Source organism: Pseudomonas cichorii, from assembly GCF_019719005.1.
In the GTDB taxonomy this organism is placed as follows: Bacteria; Pseudomonadota; Gammaproteobacteria; order Pseudomonadales; family Pseudomonadaceae; genus Aquipseudomonas; species Aquipseudomonas cichorii_E.
The window spans coordinates 11,694-29,460 of sequence record NZ_JAIGPJ010000030.1; the positions used below are offsets into that span (position 1 = coordinate 11,694).

A 17,767-nucleotide genomic window follows, 5' to 3' on the forward strand; every position below is an offset into this window, starting at 1 on the left:
CCCCGTGCAAGAGTTGCTTGAGTCCGTTAAATCGCTGTCCGCCCGTGAACGAAAGGCGCTGGCGGTACTGCTGAAGCGACAGGGGGTGAATCTCTACGCCGTCACGCCAATCTTCAAGAGAGAGTCGCAGGAGCCTTCTGCGCTTTCTTTCGCCCAGCAGCGGCAATGGATCATCTGGCAGCTTGACCCTCAAGGCGCCACCTACAACATCCCCCTGGCCTTGCGCCTGCACGGCAGCTTGAATGTCGAGGCCTTGCGCCGCAGTTTCGAACACCTCATTGCCCGCCACGAAACCCTGCGTACCACCTTCGAGCAGCAAGGCGATAACGCCCTGCAAGTGGTGCATCCGGCTGGCACTTTCGCCTTGAACGTGGACCGGTTGCAGACTGGTGAAACGGTCGAGGCGTACGTCGAACAGGAAGTGCAGCGCCCCTTCGATCTGCAAAAAGGGCCGCTGTTGCGGGTCAAGCTGTTGAGCCTGAACGACAACGAACATGTGCTGGTGCTGACCCAACACCATATCGTCTCCGATGGCTGGTCGATGCCGATCATGGTCGATGAGCTGCTGCGCTTTTACGAGGCCTGCAGCCAGGGACGCGAGCCGGAACTGGCCGCGCTGCCGATCCAGTACGCCGATTACGCCTTGTGGCAGCGCAACTGGCTTGAGATGGGCGAGCAGGAGCGTCAGCTGGCCTATTGGAAAAACCAGTTGGGCGACCAGCAGCCGGTGCTTGAACTGCCCACCGATCGCCCGCGCCCGGCGGTGCGGACCTATGGCGGCGCACGCCTTAATGTCGAACTCGATGGCGCATTGCTGGGCCGTTTGAAGGACGTGGCGCGGCAACAGGGCGTTACCTTATTCATGCTGTTGCTGGCGTCGTTCCAGACCCTGTTGCATCGCTATACCGGGCAAAACGATGTGCGTGTCGGCGTGCCGATTGCCAACCGCACCCGCGCCGAAACCGAGGGCCTGATCGGCTTCTTCGTCAACACCCAGGTGCTCAAGGCCGGGTTCGATCCGCAGACAACCGTTGTCCAGTTGTTGCAGCAGATCAAGCAGACCGCCTTGCAGGCTCAGGCCCATCAGGATTTGCCTTTCGAGCAACTGGTGGAAGCCTTGCAGCCGGAGCGCGACTTGAGTCGCAGTCCGCTGTTTCAGGTGGCCTACAACCATCAGACCCAAGGCCGGAACGAGGCGCGGCAGTTGCCCGGCCTGCGGCTGGAATATCAGGTGTCGGACAAGCACACCGCGCAGTTCGATTTGACCCTGGACACCTGCGAGCGGGAAGACGGCCTGGGTGCTTCGCTGATCTACGCCACCGACCTGTTCGATGCCGCCACCATCGAGCGCATGGCCGAGCACTGGCGCAATGTGCTGCAGGCCATGACTGCCAATATCCAGCAGCGTATTGCGGACCTGCCCTTGCTGAGCGCTGCCGAGCGGGAGCAAACGCTGCTGGACTGGAACCGCGAGGTGGCGGTTTTCCCAAGCGTGCAGTGCGCTCATCAACTGATCGAAACCCAGGCCGCTCGCGTACCCCAGGCCATTGCCCTGAGCCTGGGCAATGAACAACTGACTTACGAAGCCCTGAACCGTCGCGCCAACCAGTTGGCCCATAAACTGCGGGAGCAGGGCGTTGGCCCGGATGTACGGGTCGGGCTGGCGGTTGAGCGCAGCCTGGAAATGATCGTCGGCCTGCTGGCGATCCTCAAGGCCGGTGGCGCCTATGTGCCGCTGGACCCGGATTCTCCACCGGAGCGTTTGAATTACCTGATGGACGACAGCGGCATCGCACTGCTGCTGACCCAGGATCACCTGCTGGCCAGTTTGCCGCTGCCACCGCAGGTGAAAACCCTGTCCCTGAGCGATTCGCTGGAAGGCTATGCCGACAGCAACCCGGTCAATCTGACGACGCCGGATAACCTGGCTTACGTGATTTACACCTCTGGCTCCACTGGCAAGCCGAAAGGCACGCTGCTGCCCCATCACAATCTGATGCGTCTGTTTGCGGCCACCGATGAGTGGTTCAGGTTTGACGATCAGGACGTGTGGACCTTGTTCCATTCCTACGCCTTCGACTTCTCGGTCTGGGAGATTTTCGGCGCGCTGTTGCACGGCGGACGCCTGGTGATCGTGCCTCGGGACGTCAGCCGTTCGCCGGAAGATTTCCATGCCTTGCTGGTGCAGGAAAACGTCACGGTGCTGAACCAGACGCCATCGGCGTTCAAGCAGTTGATGCGGGTCGCTTGCGACAGCGAAAAAGCGTTGGCCCTGCGCTCGGTGATCTTCGGTGGCGAGGCGCTGGACGTCACCAGTCTGGCTCCATGGTTTGAGCGATTCGGCGATCAAAGCCCGCAACTGATCAATATGTACGGCATCACCGAAACCACGGTTCACGTGACTTATCGCCCGATTACCCAGGCGGACACCTTGAGTGCCGCCAGCCCCATTGGCGAGGCGATTCCGGATTTGTCCTGGTACGTGCTGGATGCGGATTTCAATCCGGTGGCGCTGGGTTGCAGCGGCGAACTGCATATCGGCCATGCTGGCTTGGCGCGGGGTTATCACAACCGTGCAGCCCTGACGGCCGAGCGCTTTGTGCCGGACCCGTTCTCTCAGGATGGCGGCCGCTTGTATCGCACCGGCGACCTGGCCCGCTATCGCTCCGAAGGCGTGATCGAGTACGCCGGTCGTATCGACCATCAGGTGAAGATTCGCGGCTTCCGCATTGAGCTGGGTGAAATCGAAGCGCGCCTGCAAGCGCAGGCCAGTGTCCGGGAAGTCATCGTACTGGCGCTGGACGGGCAACTGGCGGCGTATCTGGTACCTCAGGATTCAAGCATCGACCCGCAAGCCCTGCGCGAAGAGCTGAAAGCCGAGCTCAAGGCCCATCTGCCGGATTACATGGTGCCGACTCACTTTGTAGTGCTGGATGCCATGCCATTGACCGGCAACGGCAAGCTGGACCGCAAGGCTTTGCCGAAACCGGATGCCAGTCAGTTGCAGAGCAGCTATGTGGAGCCCCAGAGCGAGTTGGAGCAGCAATTGGCAGCCATCTGGGCGGACGTGCTGAAAGTCGAACGGGTTGGTTTGAACGATAACTTCTTTGAACTGGGTGGCCATTCGCTGCTGGCGACTCAGGTGATTTCCCGTATTCGTCAGCAACTGAACCTCGAACTGTCGTTGCGTAACCTGTTTGAAGCCCAGAGTCTGGCCAGTTTTGCTCAGGCTGCGGATCAGGGTCAGACCAGTCAGGCTCCGGGATTCGTTAAAGCAGATCGCAGCCAGCCGTTGGGCTTGTCCTATGCCCAGCAACGTCAGTGGTTCCTCTGGCAGCTTGAGCCAGAGAGCACCGCGTACAACATGCCAGCGGCCTTGCGCCTGAGCGGGTCGCTGGATATCGAGGCGCTGGAGCAGAGCTTCACGGCCCTGATCGCCCGTCATGAAACCCTGCGCACCACCTTCCGCCAGAACGGTGAGCATGCGGAGCAGGTTATTCATCCGGCGTCGTTGTTCACGCTCCCTGTCGAGCATGTGCCAGCCGGCCAAACGCTGGAAGCCTGCGTGCAGCAGGAAGTGCAGCGTTCCTTCGATCTGGAGCAAGGGCCGCTGTTGCGGGTCAAGCTGCTGAACCTGGGCGAGAACGAGCATGTGCTGGTGCTGACCCAGCACCATATCGTCTCCGATGGCTGGTCGATGCCGATCATGGTCGACGAACTGGTGCGCCTGTACGAAGGCTACAGTCAGGGGCGTGAAGTGGATCTGGGTGAACTGGCGATTCAATACGCCGATTACGCCCTGTGGCAGCGCACCTGGATGGAGGCGGGTGAACAGGCCCGGCAACTGGCCTACTGGAAAGAGCAACTGGGTGACGAGCAGCCGATTCTGGAGTTGCCTGCCGATCGACCAAGACCCGTTGTGCAAAGCCATGCCGGTGCAAGATTCGGCCTTGAGCTGGAAAACGGTCTGGTGGATAGCCTCAGAAACGTGGCGCGCCAGGAAGGCGTGACGCTGTTCATGTTGCTGCTGGCTTCGTTCCAGAGCCTGTTGCATCGCCATTCCGGGCAGAACGACATTCGCATCGGCGTACCGATTGCCAACCGTACCCGCGCTGAAACCGAGGGCCTGATCGGCTTCTTCGTCAACACTCAGGTGCTGCGCGTCGAGTTCGATCTGCACACCACGTTCAGCGAGCTGTTGCAGCAGGTCAAACAGACTGCCTTGCAGGCTCAGGCCCATCAGGAGTTGCCATTCGAGCAACTGGTGGAAGCCTTGCAACCGCAGCGCAGCCTGAGCCATAGCCCGCTGTTCCAGGTGATGTTCAATCACCAGACCCAGGCCAATGCAGACGTTCGCGAATTGTCCGGGCTGAGCATCAAAGGGCTTGAGTCGGACAGCCATGCGGCGCAGTTCGACCTGAGCCTTGGTACTACAGAACATGCTGACGGCCTGAGCGCAGGCCTGATTTATGCGACCGCGCTGTTCGACAGCGCGACCATCGAGCGTATGGCCGACCACTGGCTGACTTTGCTCAAAGCCATCTGCATCAATGCCCGCCAGCGGGTCAGCGAACTGCCGATGCAGAGCGAGGCCGAGCGTCAGCAGATTCTGCAAGGCTGGAACGACAGCGCCGCCGTTTACCCGAGCGAGCAATGCCTGCCGGCACTGATCGAGGCTCAGGTTCAGGCCGCGCCGGATGCGGTGGCATTGGTTCTCGGCAATGAACAACTGACCTATCGCCAGCTCAACAGCCGAGCCAACCAGTTGGCCCATAAGCTACGTGAACTGGGCGTTGGCCCGGATGTGCTGGTGGGTGTCGCGGTGCAGCGCAGCCTGGAACAGGTTGTCGGCCTGCTGGCGATTCTCAAGGCGGGCGGTGCCTATGTGCCGCTGGACCCGGATTTCCCTCAGGATCGTCTGGCCTACATGATCGAAGACAGCGGCCTGCAATGGCTGCTGACCCAGACGGCGCTACGTGAGCGTCTGCCGATCCCCGCATCCGTCCAGAGCCTTTGTCTGGATCAGGCCGGTGACTGGCTGGCAGGTTACAGCAGCGAAAACCTGGTCAATCCGGCGCGGCCGCAAAACCTGGCTTATGTGATCTATACCTCGGGCTCCACCGGTCTGCCAAAAGGCGTGACCATCGGCCATCAGGCGCTGGTCAACTTCCTCCATAGCATGGCGGAACAGCCGGGGTTGAGTGCCACAGACAAGGTCCTGTCCCTGACTTCGCTGTCGTTCGATATCGCCGGGCTGGAGTTGTACCTGCCGCTGATGCGCGGCGCTTCGGTGGTGCTGTTGCGCCCTGATGAAAACAAGGACCCGCAAGCCTTGCTGGCCGTGATTGCGCAACAGGCGGTCAGCGTGATCCAGGCCACGCCGTCCACTTGGCGCATGCTGCTGGACAGCGCTCCGGCGGGTGCCTTGCACGGCAAGACCGTACTGTGTGGCGGCGAGGCCTTGAGCAACGAGCTGGCCCAGCGGCTGATCGATCAGACCGGGCATGTCTGGAACGTCTACGGGCCGACGGAAACCACCATCTGGTCGGCGCGCCATTACCTGACCCGCAGCGACGATATCTGGCTGGGTCGGCCTCTGGCCAATACCCGTCTGCACATTGTCAGCGACGATATCAATGTGTTGCCGATTGGCACCCGAGGTGAATTGCTGATCGGTGGCGATGGCCTGGCTCGCGGTTATCACCAGCGGGCTGCGCTCACCGCCGAGCGCTTCATTCCCGACCCGTTCGGTCCGCCCGGTTCGCGGCTGTACCGCACCGGCGACCTGACGCGCTATCACGCCGACGGGGTGATCGAGTACGTCGGGCGTCTGGACCATCAAGTGAAGATTCGCGGTTTCCGTATCGAGCTGGGTGAAATCGAAGCCAGCCTTCAAGAGCACCCACGTGTTCATGAAGCCACGGTCATCGATGTCGACGGGCCTGCGGGCAAGCAACTGGTGGCCTACTTGGTGCCCGCTGACGCTACCCGGGACCCCAATGCCCTGCGTGACGAACTCAAGGCGCATCTGCGGGGCAGCTTGCCGGATTACATGGTGCCGAGTCACTTCGTCTGCCTGGCGCAGATGCCGCTGACCCCCAACGGCAAGCTGGATCGCAAGGCGCTGCCCAAGCCCGATGCCAGCCAGTTGCAGCGCAGTTACGTGGCACCGTCCACCGAGCAGGAACGGCAGATCGCCGAGATCTGGGCGCAAGTGCTGAAGGTCGAGCGTGTCGGCCTGACCGATGACTTTTTCGAGCTGGGCGGGCATTCACTGCTGGCGGCCCGGCTTATTTCCAGAATCCATTCAGGCCTGGGGGTCGATGTACCCCTGCGCCTTGTTTTCGAGAAACCGCAATTGAACGACTTTATCCAGGCACTGGAGAGCAGCGGCTTGTCGCTGACCGAGGACGGCTTGTCCGATATCGAAAAAATGATGAATGAAATGGCGGGTATCTGACATGGAAAAGTCTGCAGCAGAACGTATTGCCCAGCGCTTCGTCGGTTTGCCCGTGGAGCAGCGCCGCCAGATCCTCACCAAGATGAGCGAGACCGGGCAAAGCTTCAGGTTGTTGCCCATCGCGGTGACCCGCCATGACGTGCAACGCATTCCGTTGTCCTACGCCCAGCAGCGCATGTTGTTCCTCTGGCAACTGGAGCCGGGCAATATTGCCTACAACGTGCCGCTGGCTGTGCGCCTGAACGGCCCGCTGGACGAGCGCGCTCTGGCGCAGGCCCTTGAGCGGCTGGTGCAACGCCATGAAACCCTGCGCACCCGATTCGTCTCGGTGGAGGGCGAGTTTCATCAGGAAATTCTTGAGCAGGCGAGCGTGGCACTGGAAGTGGCTCATGCCAGCGCTGACGATATCGAGGCGCAGGTCAAGGCCGAACTGCAGACGCCTTTTGACCTGCTAAGTGGCACGCTGCTGCGGGTGAAGCTGTTCCGCCTGAGCGACGCTGAACATGTGCTGACCGTGTGCATGCATCATGTGGTGTCCGATGGCTGGTCGGGGGAATTGCTGATTCGCGAGTTCGTCCAGCTCTATCAGGCGCAGGTCGCAGGTCAGGCAGCGCAACTGCCGCCGCTGTCGATTCAATACGCCGACTACGCTATCTGGCAGCGCGCCTGGCTGGAGGCCGGGGAGGGCGAGCGTCAGCTAGAGTACTGGAAGCAGCAACTGGGCAGCGAGCATCCCTTGCTGGAATTGCCGCTGGACCATGAGCGGCCGGTTCAGCCGAGTTATCGCGGTGCCATTGTGCGTGCCGATCTGCCGGAAAAACTCTCCGCCCAGCTCAAGACCCTGGCGCGCAATAACGGCCAGACTGTCTTCATGCTGACCCTGGCCGCGCTGTCGGTGGTGCTTTCGCGCTACAGCGGTCAGGCCGATATTCGCATCGGCGCGCCCAATGCCGGGCGTACCCGCCGCGAGCTTGAAGGCCTGATCGGCTTCTTCATCAATACTCAGGTGCTGCGCATTCAGGTGGATGAGCGCCAGACCTTTGCCGAACTGCTGGATCAGGTGAAGAGCGTGGTGATGGGCGCGCAGTCCCATCAGGAACTGCCGTTCGAGCATCTGGTGGATGCCCTGGCACCCGAGCGTAATCTGGGCCACAACCCGCTGTTCCAGTTCAAGATCAACCAGCATGTGTTCGCCGGTGATGAAGGCGACGCCGGTAAGGCCCTGGCCGGTCTGACGGTGGCCGAATTCCCGGTGGGCGGCGGCGATGCACGTTTCGATCTGGCCTTTGACTTCACCGACACCCCGTCAGGCTTGCGCGGTTATTTCACCTACGCGACCGACCTGTTCGAGGCCTCGACCATCGAGCGTATCGCTGCGTCGTTGCATGAGGTGCTGGAAGCGCTGGTGGCGCATTCCGGCGAGCGTCTGGCGGATCATCCGTTGAACGCTACGGCTGTGCCTGCACTTCAGGCGGCCGATTTTGCCAGCTCCGACTTCCTGACTCTTTGGCGAAAAGGCCTGCAAACCGGGCAGGGCAAACCCGCCTTGCGCGTCGGCCAGCACGTGCTGAGCTATGACGAACTGGAGCAGCGCTCCAACCAGCTCTCCCGTTACCTGCAAGGCGAAGGCATTGCCGCGGGCATGACCGTGGCGCTGTGTCAGGACCGTTCGGTGGAGTGGGTGGTCAGCCTGTTGGCCGTGCTGAAACTGGGCGCGGTGTACCTGCCGCTGGACACTCAGCAACCCGCCGAGCGCTTGCAGCAACTGGCCAGAGACAGCGGCGCGGTGCTGCTGATCCACGCCCGTGGCGATGACAAGGCTGCTGGCCTTGGCATCTGCCCTGTTCTGGCCTATGAAGCCAGCCTGTGGGCCGCTACCGATACGAGCCCGCTGAATATTCAAGTGGCGTCGGAACAACCGGCCTACATCATCTACACCTCCGGCTCCACCGGGCAGCCCAAGGGCGTGGTCATCAACCATGGCGCGCTGGCCAACTACCTGCAAGGCGTGCTTCAGCGTCTGGCCCTGAGCGCCACTGCGAGCATGGCCATGGTTTCCACCGTGGCTGCGGACCTCGGGCATACGCTGTTGTTCGGTGCCCTGGCATCCGGTCGTCAACTGCACTTGCTGTCCCATGAGCAGGCTTTCGATCCCGATGGTTTTGCCGCGTACATGGCCGAGCATCAGGTGGAAGTGCTGAAGATCGTGCCGAGCCATCTGCAAGGTCTGTTGCAGGCGGCAAGGTCGGCCGATGTGCTGCCGAGCCAGTTGCTGATTCTGGGCGGCGAGGCCAGTTCCTGGGCCTTGATCGAACAGGTCCGCACCCTCAAGCCGGGCTGCCGGATCGTCAACCACTACGGCCCGACCGAAACCACGGTGGGCATCCTGACCCATGAGGTGCAGGAAAAACTGGAGGCCTGCCGCAGCGTGCCTGTAGGCCAACCCCTGGCCAATGGCAAAGCGCGGGTGCTGGATGCCTGGCTGAACCCCATGGCCGAACGGGTGGCCGGTGAGTTGTACCTGGGCGGGCGCGGTCTGGCCCAGGGTTATCTGGGCCGTGCGGCCATGACTGCCGAACGTTTTGTGCCGGACCCGGAAGGCGATGGCGAACGCCTGTACCGTGCGGGTGACCGTGCGCGCTGGGTAGACGGTTTGCTGGAATACCTGGGGCGTGCCGACGATCAGGTGAAGATTCGCGGCTATCGGGTCGAGCCGGGCGAAGTGGGTCAGGTGCTGCAAGGGCTGGAGGGCGTGGCCGAAGCCGTGGTGCTGGCCCTGCCGCTGGAAAGCGACGAATCCCGCCTGCAACTGGTGGCCTATTGCGTGGCGGCTGCGGGCTCCACACTGCAAGTCGACACTCTGCGCGAGCACCTGACCGCCAGCCTGCCGGAATACCTGGTGCCTGCGCAGTTCGTGGTGCTGGAGCGCCTGCCGCTGACCGCCAACGGCAAGCTGGACAAGCGCGCCTTGCCCAAGCCGGGCGTGGTCAAACAACGCTATACCGCACCGGTGGGCGAGATCGAGGAAAAACTCGCTGCCGTCTGGGCCGATGTGCTCAAGCTGGAGAAAGTCGGCACCACCGATAACTTCTTCGAGTTGGGGGGCGACTCGATCCTCAGCCTGCAAATCATTGCCCGCGCCAAGCGTCAGGGCCTCAAGCTGAGCCCCAAGCAACTGTTCGAGAAACAGACCATCGCCCAACTGGCGACGGTGGCCAAACTGATCCAGAAGAAGCCGGCTGCGGTTGTCGAGCAGGTGAGCGGCAAATTGCCGTTGCTGCCGATTCAGGCCCGCTTCTTCGAGATGAACATTCCCGAGCGTCACCACTGGAACCAGTCGGTGATGCTCAAGCCCAATCGCCCGCTGGAAGCCAGCCATCTGCTGGCGGCCCTGCAGGCCTTGATCGAGCAGCATGATGCGTTGCGCCTGGGCTTTGCCCAACAGGACGGCCAATGGCAGGCGACCTTCGGGCCGCTGAACACCCGCGACTTGCTCTGGGAACACGAACTCAATGACCTGTCGCGCCTGACTGAACTGGCGGACGAAGCCCAGCGCAGTCTTGACCTGAAAAACGGCCCGCTGCTGCGCGCAGTGCTGGTCAACCTGCCTGAAGGCGAGCAGCGTCTGCTGCTGGTTATCCATCACTTGGTCGTGGATGGCGTGTCTTGGCGTGTCTTGCTGGAAGACCTGCAACAGGCTTACGTCGCGCTGAATACCGGCAAGGCTCTGGCATTGCCCGCCAAAACCAGTTCCCTCAAGACCTGGGCTGAGCAGTTGCACACTTACGCCCAAAGCCCGGCGCTGAAGTCGGAGCTGGCTTACTGGCAGGCGCAGTTGCAGGACGTCAGCGATGCCTTGCCAGTCGACCATCCGGGCGGCGGCCAGCAGCAGAAACACGCTGCTTCCGTGACCACTCACTTGAACAGTGAGCTGACCCGGCAACTGCTGCAGGACGCTCCGGCCGCCTATCGCACTCAGGTCAACGACCTGTTGCTCACCGCGCTGGCCCGTGTGATCAGCCGCTGGACCGGCCAGCCTGATACCTTGATCAAGCTGGAAGGCCATGGCCGTGAAGACCTGTTCGACGACATTGACCTGAGCCGCACCGTGGGCTGGTTCAGCAGCCTGTATCCAGTCAGGCTCACCCCGCATGTATCCCTTGCCGATTCGATCATGTCGATCAAGGAGCAACTGCGCGCCATCCCCAACAAGGGCATCGGTTACGGCGTGTTGCGTTATCTCGGCACGGAACCTGTGCGCCATAGCCTGCAACAACTGGCGCAGGGCAGTATCGTCTTCAACTACCTGGGTCAGTTCGACGGCAGTTTCGATGCCAGCGACGCATTGTTCGCGCCCTCTGGCGAGAGCAGTGGCTCGTCCCAGAGTAGTGAGGCTCCGTTGGCCGCACCGATCAGCATCAATGGTCAGGTCTACAACGGCGAGTTGCGCCTGAGCTGGAGTTTCAGCGCGGCGCTTTTCGAGCACAACACGCTGCAACGTCTGGCTGATGAATACGCTCAGGAATTGCAGCAACTGATCGCCCATTGCACCACCGAGGGCGCGAGCGGCATTACCCCGTCCGACTTCCCGCTGGCCCGCTTGAGCCAGAAGCAGCTGGGTCGTCTGTCGGTCAACCCTCGTGAGATCGAAGACATCTATCCACTGTCGCCGATGCAGCAAGGCATGCTGTTCCATACCCTGTTCGAGGAAGAAGCGGGCAACTACATCAACCAGATGCGCGTCGATGTGGCCGGTCTTGAAGTCGGGCGCTTTCAGGCGGCGTGGCAAGCGACAGTGGATGCCCATGAAGTGCTGCGCAGTGGTTTCGTCAGCCATCTGGAGCATTCGCTGCAAGTGGTGCAGCGCACGGTGAAGGTGCCCTTTGTCGAGCTGGATGCTCAGGGGCAATCCGCTGTCTGGCTGGATAACTGGGCACAGGCGGATCGGCAAAAAGGTTTCAATCTGGCTCAAGGCCCGCTATTGCGCTTGGCGGTATTGCGCACCGGCGACAATACCCATCACCTGATCTACACCAGCCATCACATCCTCATGGATGGCTGGAGCAGTTCGCGTCTGTTGGGCGAAGTGCTGCAACGCTACAGCGGTCAGCCAATGCCACAACAGGGCAGCCGTTATCGCGATTACATCGAATGGCTGCAACGCCAGGATGCACAGGCCAGCGAGCGCTTCTGGACCGAGCAGGTGGCCGAGCTGGATGAGCCGACCCGCCTGGTGCAGGCGCTCAAGTCCCATGCCGGCGGGCAGGGCCATGGCGATCACTTCCAGTTGATCGATGCGGCCAGCACCCAGCGCCTGAGCGAGTTTGCCCGTGAGCAGCGCGTGACGCTGAACACGCTGGTGCAATCGGCGTGGCTGTTGCTGTTGCAGCGTTATACCGGGCAATCCAGCGTGACCTTCGGTGCTACCGTGGCAGGACGTCCAGCGGATTTGCCGGGTGTCGAAGAGCAGCTTGGCCTGTTCATCAACACCTTGCCGGTCATTGCCAGCCCGCGCCCTGAACAGAGCGTGGCGGACTGGGTGCAGCAGGTTCAGGCCAAGAACATTGCCCTGCGCGAGTACGAACATACGCCGCTGTACGAAATCCAGCGCCTGGCCGCCAGCGGTGGCGAAGCGCTGTTCGACAACATTCTGGTGTTCGAGAACTACCCGGTGTCCGAAGCCCTGCAACAGGCTTCGCCGGACGGTCTGGCCTTCAGCGGCCTGATCAACCAGGAACAGACTCATTACCCGCTGACCCTGGTGGTGAATCTGGGCGAAGCGTTGTCCTTGCGCCTGAGTTACGCCCGGCAGCACTTCAGCGAAGAGGGGGTGACGCAACTGGCCACTCACTTCCAGCATCTGCTTCAGGCACTGGTGCGTGATCCGGCTGCAGCCATCGGTGAGTTGTCGCTGCTGAATGAGCAAGAACAGCAACAGATTCTGCACGACTGGAACGCCACCTCTGCCGAGTTCCCGGGCGAGCGGTGCGTACAAACCCTGATCGAAGCCCAGGTGCTGGCGACCCCCGATGCTCCGGCGCTGATCTTCGGCAATCAGCAGATGAGCTATGCGCAACTGAACGCACGCGCCAACCAGTTGGCCCACAAACTGCGCGAGTCGGGTATCGGTCCGGATGCGCTGGTGGGGATCTGCGTCGAGCGCAGTCTGGAACTGGTGATCGGCTTGCTGGCGATTCTCAAGGCCGGTGGCGCTTATGTGCCGCTGGACCCGGATTATCCGCAGGATCGTCTGGCCTATATGCTGGCCGACAGCGGCATTGGCCTGCTGCTGACCCAGACGTCGCTGCTGCAAGGCCTGCCGGTACCCGGTCATGTACAAACCTTGTGTCTGGATCAGGAAGGCGACTGGCTGGAGGCTTACAGCCAGGACAACCCGGTCAACCGCACTCATCCGCAAAACCTGGCGTATGTGATCTACACCTCAGGCTCCACGGGCAAGCCCAAAGGCGCAGGCAACAGCCATCTGGCCCTGGTCAACCGCCTGCACTGGATGCAGAAAGCCTACGGGCTGGATGCCAGCGACACTGTGTTGCAGAAAACCCCGTTCAGCTTCGACGTTTCGGTCTGGGAGTTCTTCTGGCCGCTGCTCACCGGCGCACGTCTGGCGATAGCCTTGCCGGGCGATCATCGGGACCCTGAGCGACTGGTGCAGACCATCGCCCAGCACGGCGTCACGACCCTGCACTTCGTACCCTCGATGCTCCAGGCCTTCATGACCCATGAACAGGTTGAAAGCTGCCACAGCCTGCGCCGCGTGGTGTGCAGTGGCGAGGCCTTGCCTGCGGAGCTGGCGTCGCAGGTGCTCAAGCGTCTGCCTCAGGCCGGTCTGTTCAACCTCTATGGCCCGACCGAAGCGGCCATCGACGTGACCCACTGGACCTGCACGCCGGACGATACCCTGAGCGTGCCGATCGGTCGGCCTATCGATAATCTCAAGACGCACATTCTGGATGATGGCCTGCTACCAGCAGCCCGTGGCGCTGCGGCCGAACTGTATCTGGGCGGCGTCGGTCTGGCGCGGGGTTATCACCAGCGTGCTGCGCTGACCGCCGAACGCTTTGTACCCGATCCGTTCTCGACGGAGGGCGGTCGTCTGTATCGCACCGGCGATCTGGCGCGTTATGGCGACGACGGGGTGATCGATTACGCAGGGCGGATCGACCATCAGATCAAGATTCGCGGCCTGCGCATCGAACTGGGTGAAATCGAGGCGCGGCTCAATGAACATCCGGGCGTGCGCGAAGCCCATGTGATCGACATTGACGGCCCGAGCGGCAAGCAGCTTGTGGCCTACTGGGTGGCGAACGATGGGGCACAGGATGCGAATGAACTGAAGGAACACCTCAAAACGCTGCTGCCGGATTACATGGTGCCGACGCACTTTGTCGCACTTGAAGTCATGCCGTTGACTGCCAACGGCAAGCTGGACCGCAAGGCCCTGCCAAAACCCGATGCCAGTCAGTTGCAGCAAGGTTATGTCGCGCCGCGTACCGAACTGGAAGAGCGGCTGGCTGCTCTTTGGGCGGACGTGCTGAAGGTCGAGCGGGTTGGCTTGAACGACAACTTCTTTGCTCTGGGCGGCCACTCGCTGCTGGCGGTGTCCCTGGCGGGCAGGATTCGTGAAACGTTCGATATCTCCATCAAGCTGCATGACTTCCTGCTGATGCAGACGCTTGGCGAACTGGCGGACTTCCTGCGTGCAGGCGAGGCGAAGGTCAAGTCTGCGGTGATCCGCATGAACAACAACCAGTCTGACAAGACCCCGCTGTTCTGCCTGCCGCCGGGTGGCGGCGGCACTTACTCCTATTACCCGCTGGCAGGCCGACTGAGCGAAGATCGGCCGGTGTATGGCCTGGTCAACAAGGCCTATGTGGTGCCGGGCTGGTTCGACAGGTCATGGGAGGAAATGGTCGGTTACTTTGTTGAGCAGATCAGACTCACCCAGCCTGTCGGCCCTTACAACCTGCTGGGCTGGTCCCTGGGCGGAGCCTTGGCCATCGATGTCGCGCATATTCTTGAACGCGGCGGTGACAAGGTGAACTTCCTGGCACTGGTGGACACGATGCTGCCGGCTTCCGCAGGCCTGAGCTGGATCGAAGAAGACCCTGAAGTCCGGGCACAGAATCAGGACCAGAACCTGTTCCAGAGCCTGATCCAGAGTCTGGTGGCCTTCGTGCCGGGGCTGGCTCGGGAGCGTGTGATGGAATTGATCGCAAGCGCCAGGGTATCGCTCAAGGACGAGCGTGAAATCGCTGATCGTGTGATCGAACAGGTTGCTCAGGATGCCGGTATCGGCGTCGAAAGCTTGCGCAGCGTGTTCCAGGACATCGCCATTCAGGATGAAATCGAAACCGGCTACAAACTGCTGCACGCCAACGCCGTACTGGCCGAAGCCTTCACCCTCAAGACACTCGACGTAAAAGTGGATTGCTGGTGGGCAGGACAAAGCCGCGAACCGGACCAGATCCTCAAGGCGCAAACCGTGGTGGAAGAACAATGCTCGGTCAACGGGTTGCGCTCCTCGATCACCATTCAGGAACGGCACGACAATATTGTGATAGGGGAGGCGTTTTTAGGCTCGGTGGTGGAGCGGCTTAGGGTTTGAGCGGCAAGCGGCAAGCGGCAAGCTTTAAGCTTCAAGTCAAAAGCTTGTAGCTTGTAGCTTGTAGCTTGTAGCTTGCCGCTGCTGCCTTCACCAGCTCTAAAACTCCCCTCGCAGCGTGAGCATATAATTACGCGGGTCGCCGTAGTAATTCCCTCGGTCGACATCCCCGGTCGCCTTGTAATACTTGCGGTCCAGCAGGTTGTTGCCGTTGAGGGCCACACTCCAGTTTTCGTCGATTTTCCAGGAGGCTCTGGCATCCCAGATGGCGCGTCCGGGGTTTTTGATTTCTGCTGATGATTCGGCTTCTGAATAGCCGCTCTGGGCTGAAACCCCGGCGCCGAGGGTCAGGCGGCTCCAGGTACCGGGCAGGGTGTAGTTGCCGGTCATGCGGAACAGGTGCCGGGGTGTTTCGGCCGAAATGGACTGGCCGTCGCTGCCACGGGTCATATTGAAGGTGTAGCCCGCCACGGTTTGCAGGCCGGGCAGGGGTTCGCCGCTGGCTTCTACTTCAAACCCCTTGCTGCGGCGGATATTGCCGTTCAGGTAGCAGGTTCCGTAGATATCGTTCATCAGGCATTCGCCAGGATTGGCGTTGTCTTCCACCGCCACATCCTTCTGCTTGACGTAAAACATCGCAAAGGAAAGATTCAGGCGTTGATCGAAGAGTTCGCCTTTGATTCCGGTTTCGTAGTTTGCGCCGATGGCCGGTTTCAGCAGGTTGCCGGCAGCATCCCGGTAAACGCTTTGGGGCAGGAAGATATCGGTGTAACTGGCATACAACGACCAGTTCGGATTCAGGTCGTAGATCGTGCCTATGAAAGGCGTGAGTTCATGTTGCTCTATGGATTTTCGAGTGACGCCCGCCGCCTGGGTCTGGTAGTCATACCAGCTGAGGCGGCCGCCCATGACCAGGCTCAAGGACTCCGACAGATGCAGGCGCAGATTGGCGTAGGCGCCATAGCGTTTGTCACTGAAGTCGGTGATGGAGGTCCAGTCGGGTTGGGCCGGCTCGGCAATCAGGTGGCTGTCGGGGTCGAATACATCGATGGGCTGGTTGGAGGTCACATTGACCTGGCTGGACTTACGCATCTGCTCCGACCAGTTGCCGCCGAAGGTTAGCTGGTGTTCCAGGCCGAACGCCTCGAAATGGCCGTCCATGTGCGCATCGAAACCGTTGCTGTGCAATTGGTCGGAGCGGAACAGGGTTCGAGCGATACGTGAGCCGGTCAATGTCGTCGGGTCGATGGCACCTTGGGCATAGGCCACTTTCTGCTCGAACGAACCCGTGGAATGGGTGGCGGACAGTGTGCCCGACCAGTTCTCGCTGAAGTGATGATCCAGTTCCGTGAACACTTCGTCCGTGCGGGTCTGGTGACGGTTCCAGTCCTGGGCCAGGGAAGTCGAGCGTGGTACGTCCAGGGCACTGCCATCGCTGTAGCGGGGCAGGCCGAAGATGGTGAAGCCTTTGATATCGGCTTCCTGACGGCGAACGCCCACAGCCAGGGTGGTGTCGTCATTCAGGTCGGCTTCGAGGATGCCGTACAACAGCGGGGCGGATTTGCTGAGGCCATCGATAAAGTAGTCACGGTCGGCATAAGACGCCACGAAGCGGCCCCGGATGCTGCCCGAATCGTTCAGTTTGCTGCTGCCGTCCAGATCCACCCGGTTGTTGTTCCAGGTGCCGGTGCGGGTGGTGATCGAAAACTGCGGTATGGCGGTCGGGCGTTTACGCACCAGATTCACCGTGCCGCCGGGGTTGCCCGCGCCGATCAGCAGCCCGGCCGCGCCCCGGAGGATTTCCACCCGGTCGTAGATTTCCATATCGGGGGTCATCCAGCCGGTCACGCTGTAGCCCTGACCGGAGATGCCGTCGATGGTGTAGCTCTCGTCTTCCATGGCAAAACCGCGGGAGCTGAAGACATGGGAGCCGAAATTGCGCTGGGAAAAAGTGACGCCGGTGGCCTGGGCCATCACGTCTTCCAGGCTGTAGAGGTTCTTGTCGTTCATCAACTGGCGGGTCACGACGCTTACCGACTGCGGAATTTCACGCAGGGACCGGGCGCTTTTGGTGATGCTCACTGCCGATGTGGTGTAAGAGCCCGAACCTTCGGTAATAAGGCCTGCCGGTGGTGCCTGAATCGACAGGGGCTTGAGGCTGACCGGAGGAATAATGGCGGTCAGCGTCAGGGTGTTGTTCTCAAGGCTGTAAGGCACTCTGGCCTGATCGAGCAGGTTTCTGGCTGCCTGCTCGAGGGTAAATCTGCCGCGCACGGCCTGGCTGCTTTTGCCCTTGATATCGTCCGGGTTGTACAGCACTTGCAGATCACCCTGACGGCCCAGCTCATTCAGGGCGCTGTTCAGGGGTTGGGCCGGGATATCGAATTCGATCTCCTGCGCCAGCGCCTCGACCTTGAACGTCATCAGCAGCGCAAGCCCCATCACTCTTATCGCAGGCCTTGGCTGGAACAGCAGGCGGACAGGCAGTGGAGGGCGGGTGCGTGATTGCATGGTGATGGCTCTTCGATCAATGACGCAGGGTAAACCATACCGTCGTATGGGGGCACTGCCTCTGGTCATCCTTTACTGGGCGATTTTTCAACGTGGTTCATAAGGGATTCATACGAATGGGGCAGGAATTAATTTAGTGAATTCCTCAATAAAAAAGACCAGAGGCTACCCTC

Annotated in this window: 3 protein-coding genes; 2 read left to right on the top strand and 1 reads right to left on the bottom strand. The window is 61.1% G+C overall.

From position 1 onward, the window contains the following. The first annotated feature begins 4 nt into the window (after positions 1–4). Complete coding sequence (locus K5D32_RS19435; protein WP_221601481.1) at positions 5–6,460, top strand: non-ribosomal peptide synthetase; 6,456 nt, start codon at positions 5–7, stop codon at positions 6,458–6,460. A 1-nt stretch (position 6,461) separates the two neighbouring features. Continuing rightward, complete coding sequence (locus tag K5D32_RS19440; RefSeq protein ID WP_221601483.1) at positions 6,462–15,086, top strand: non-ribosomal peptide synthetase; 8,625 nt, start codon at positions 6,462–6,464, stop codon at positions 15,084–15,086. Positions 15,087–15,182: 96 nt separating this feature from the next. Here K5D32_RS19440 and K5D32_RS19445 read toward each other — a convergent pair whose 3' ends face one another. Continuing rightward, complete coding sequence (locus K5D32_RS19445; RefSeq protein WP_260407461.1) at positions 15,183–17,525, bottom strand: TonB-dependent siderophore receptor; 2,343 nt, start codon at positions 17,523–17,525, stop codon at positions 15,183–15,185. Positions 17,526–17,767 lie beyond the last annotated feature (242 nt).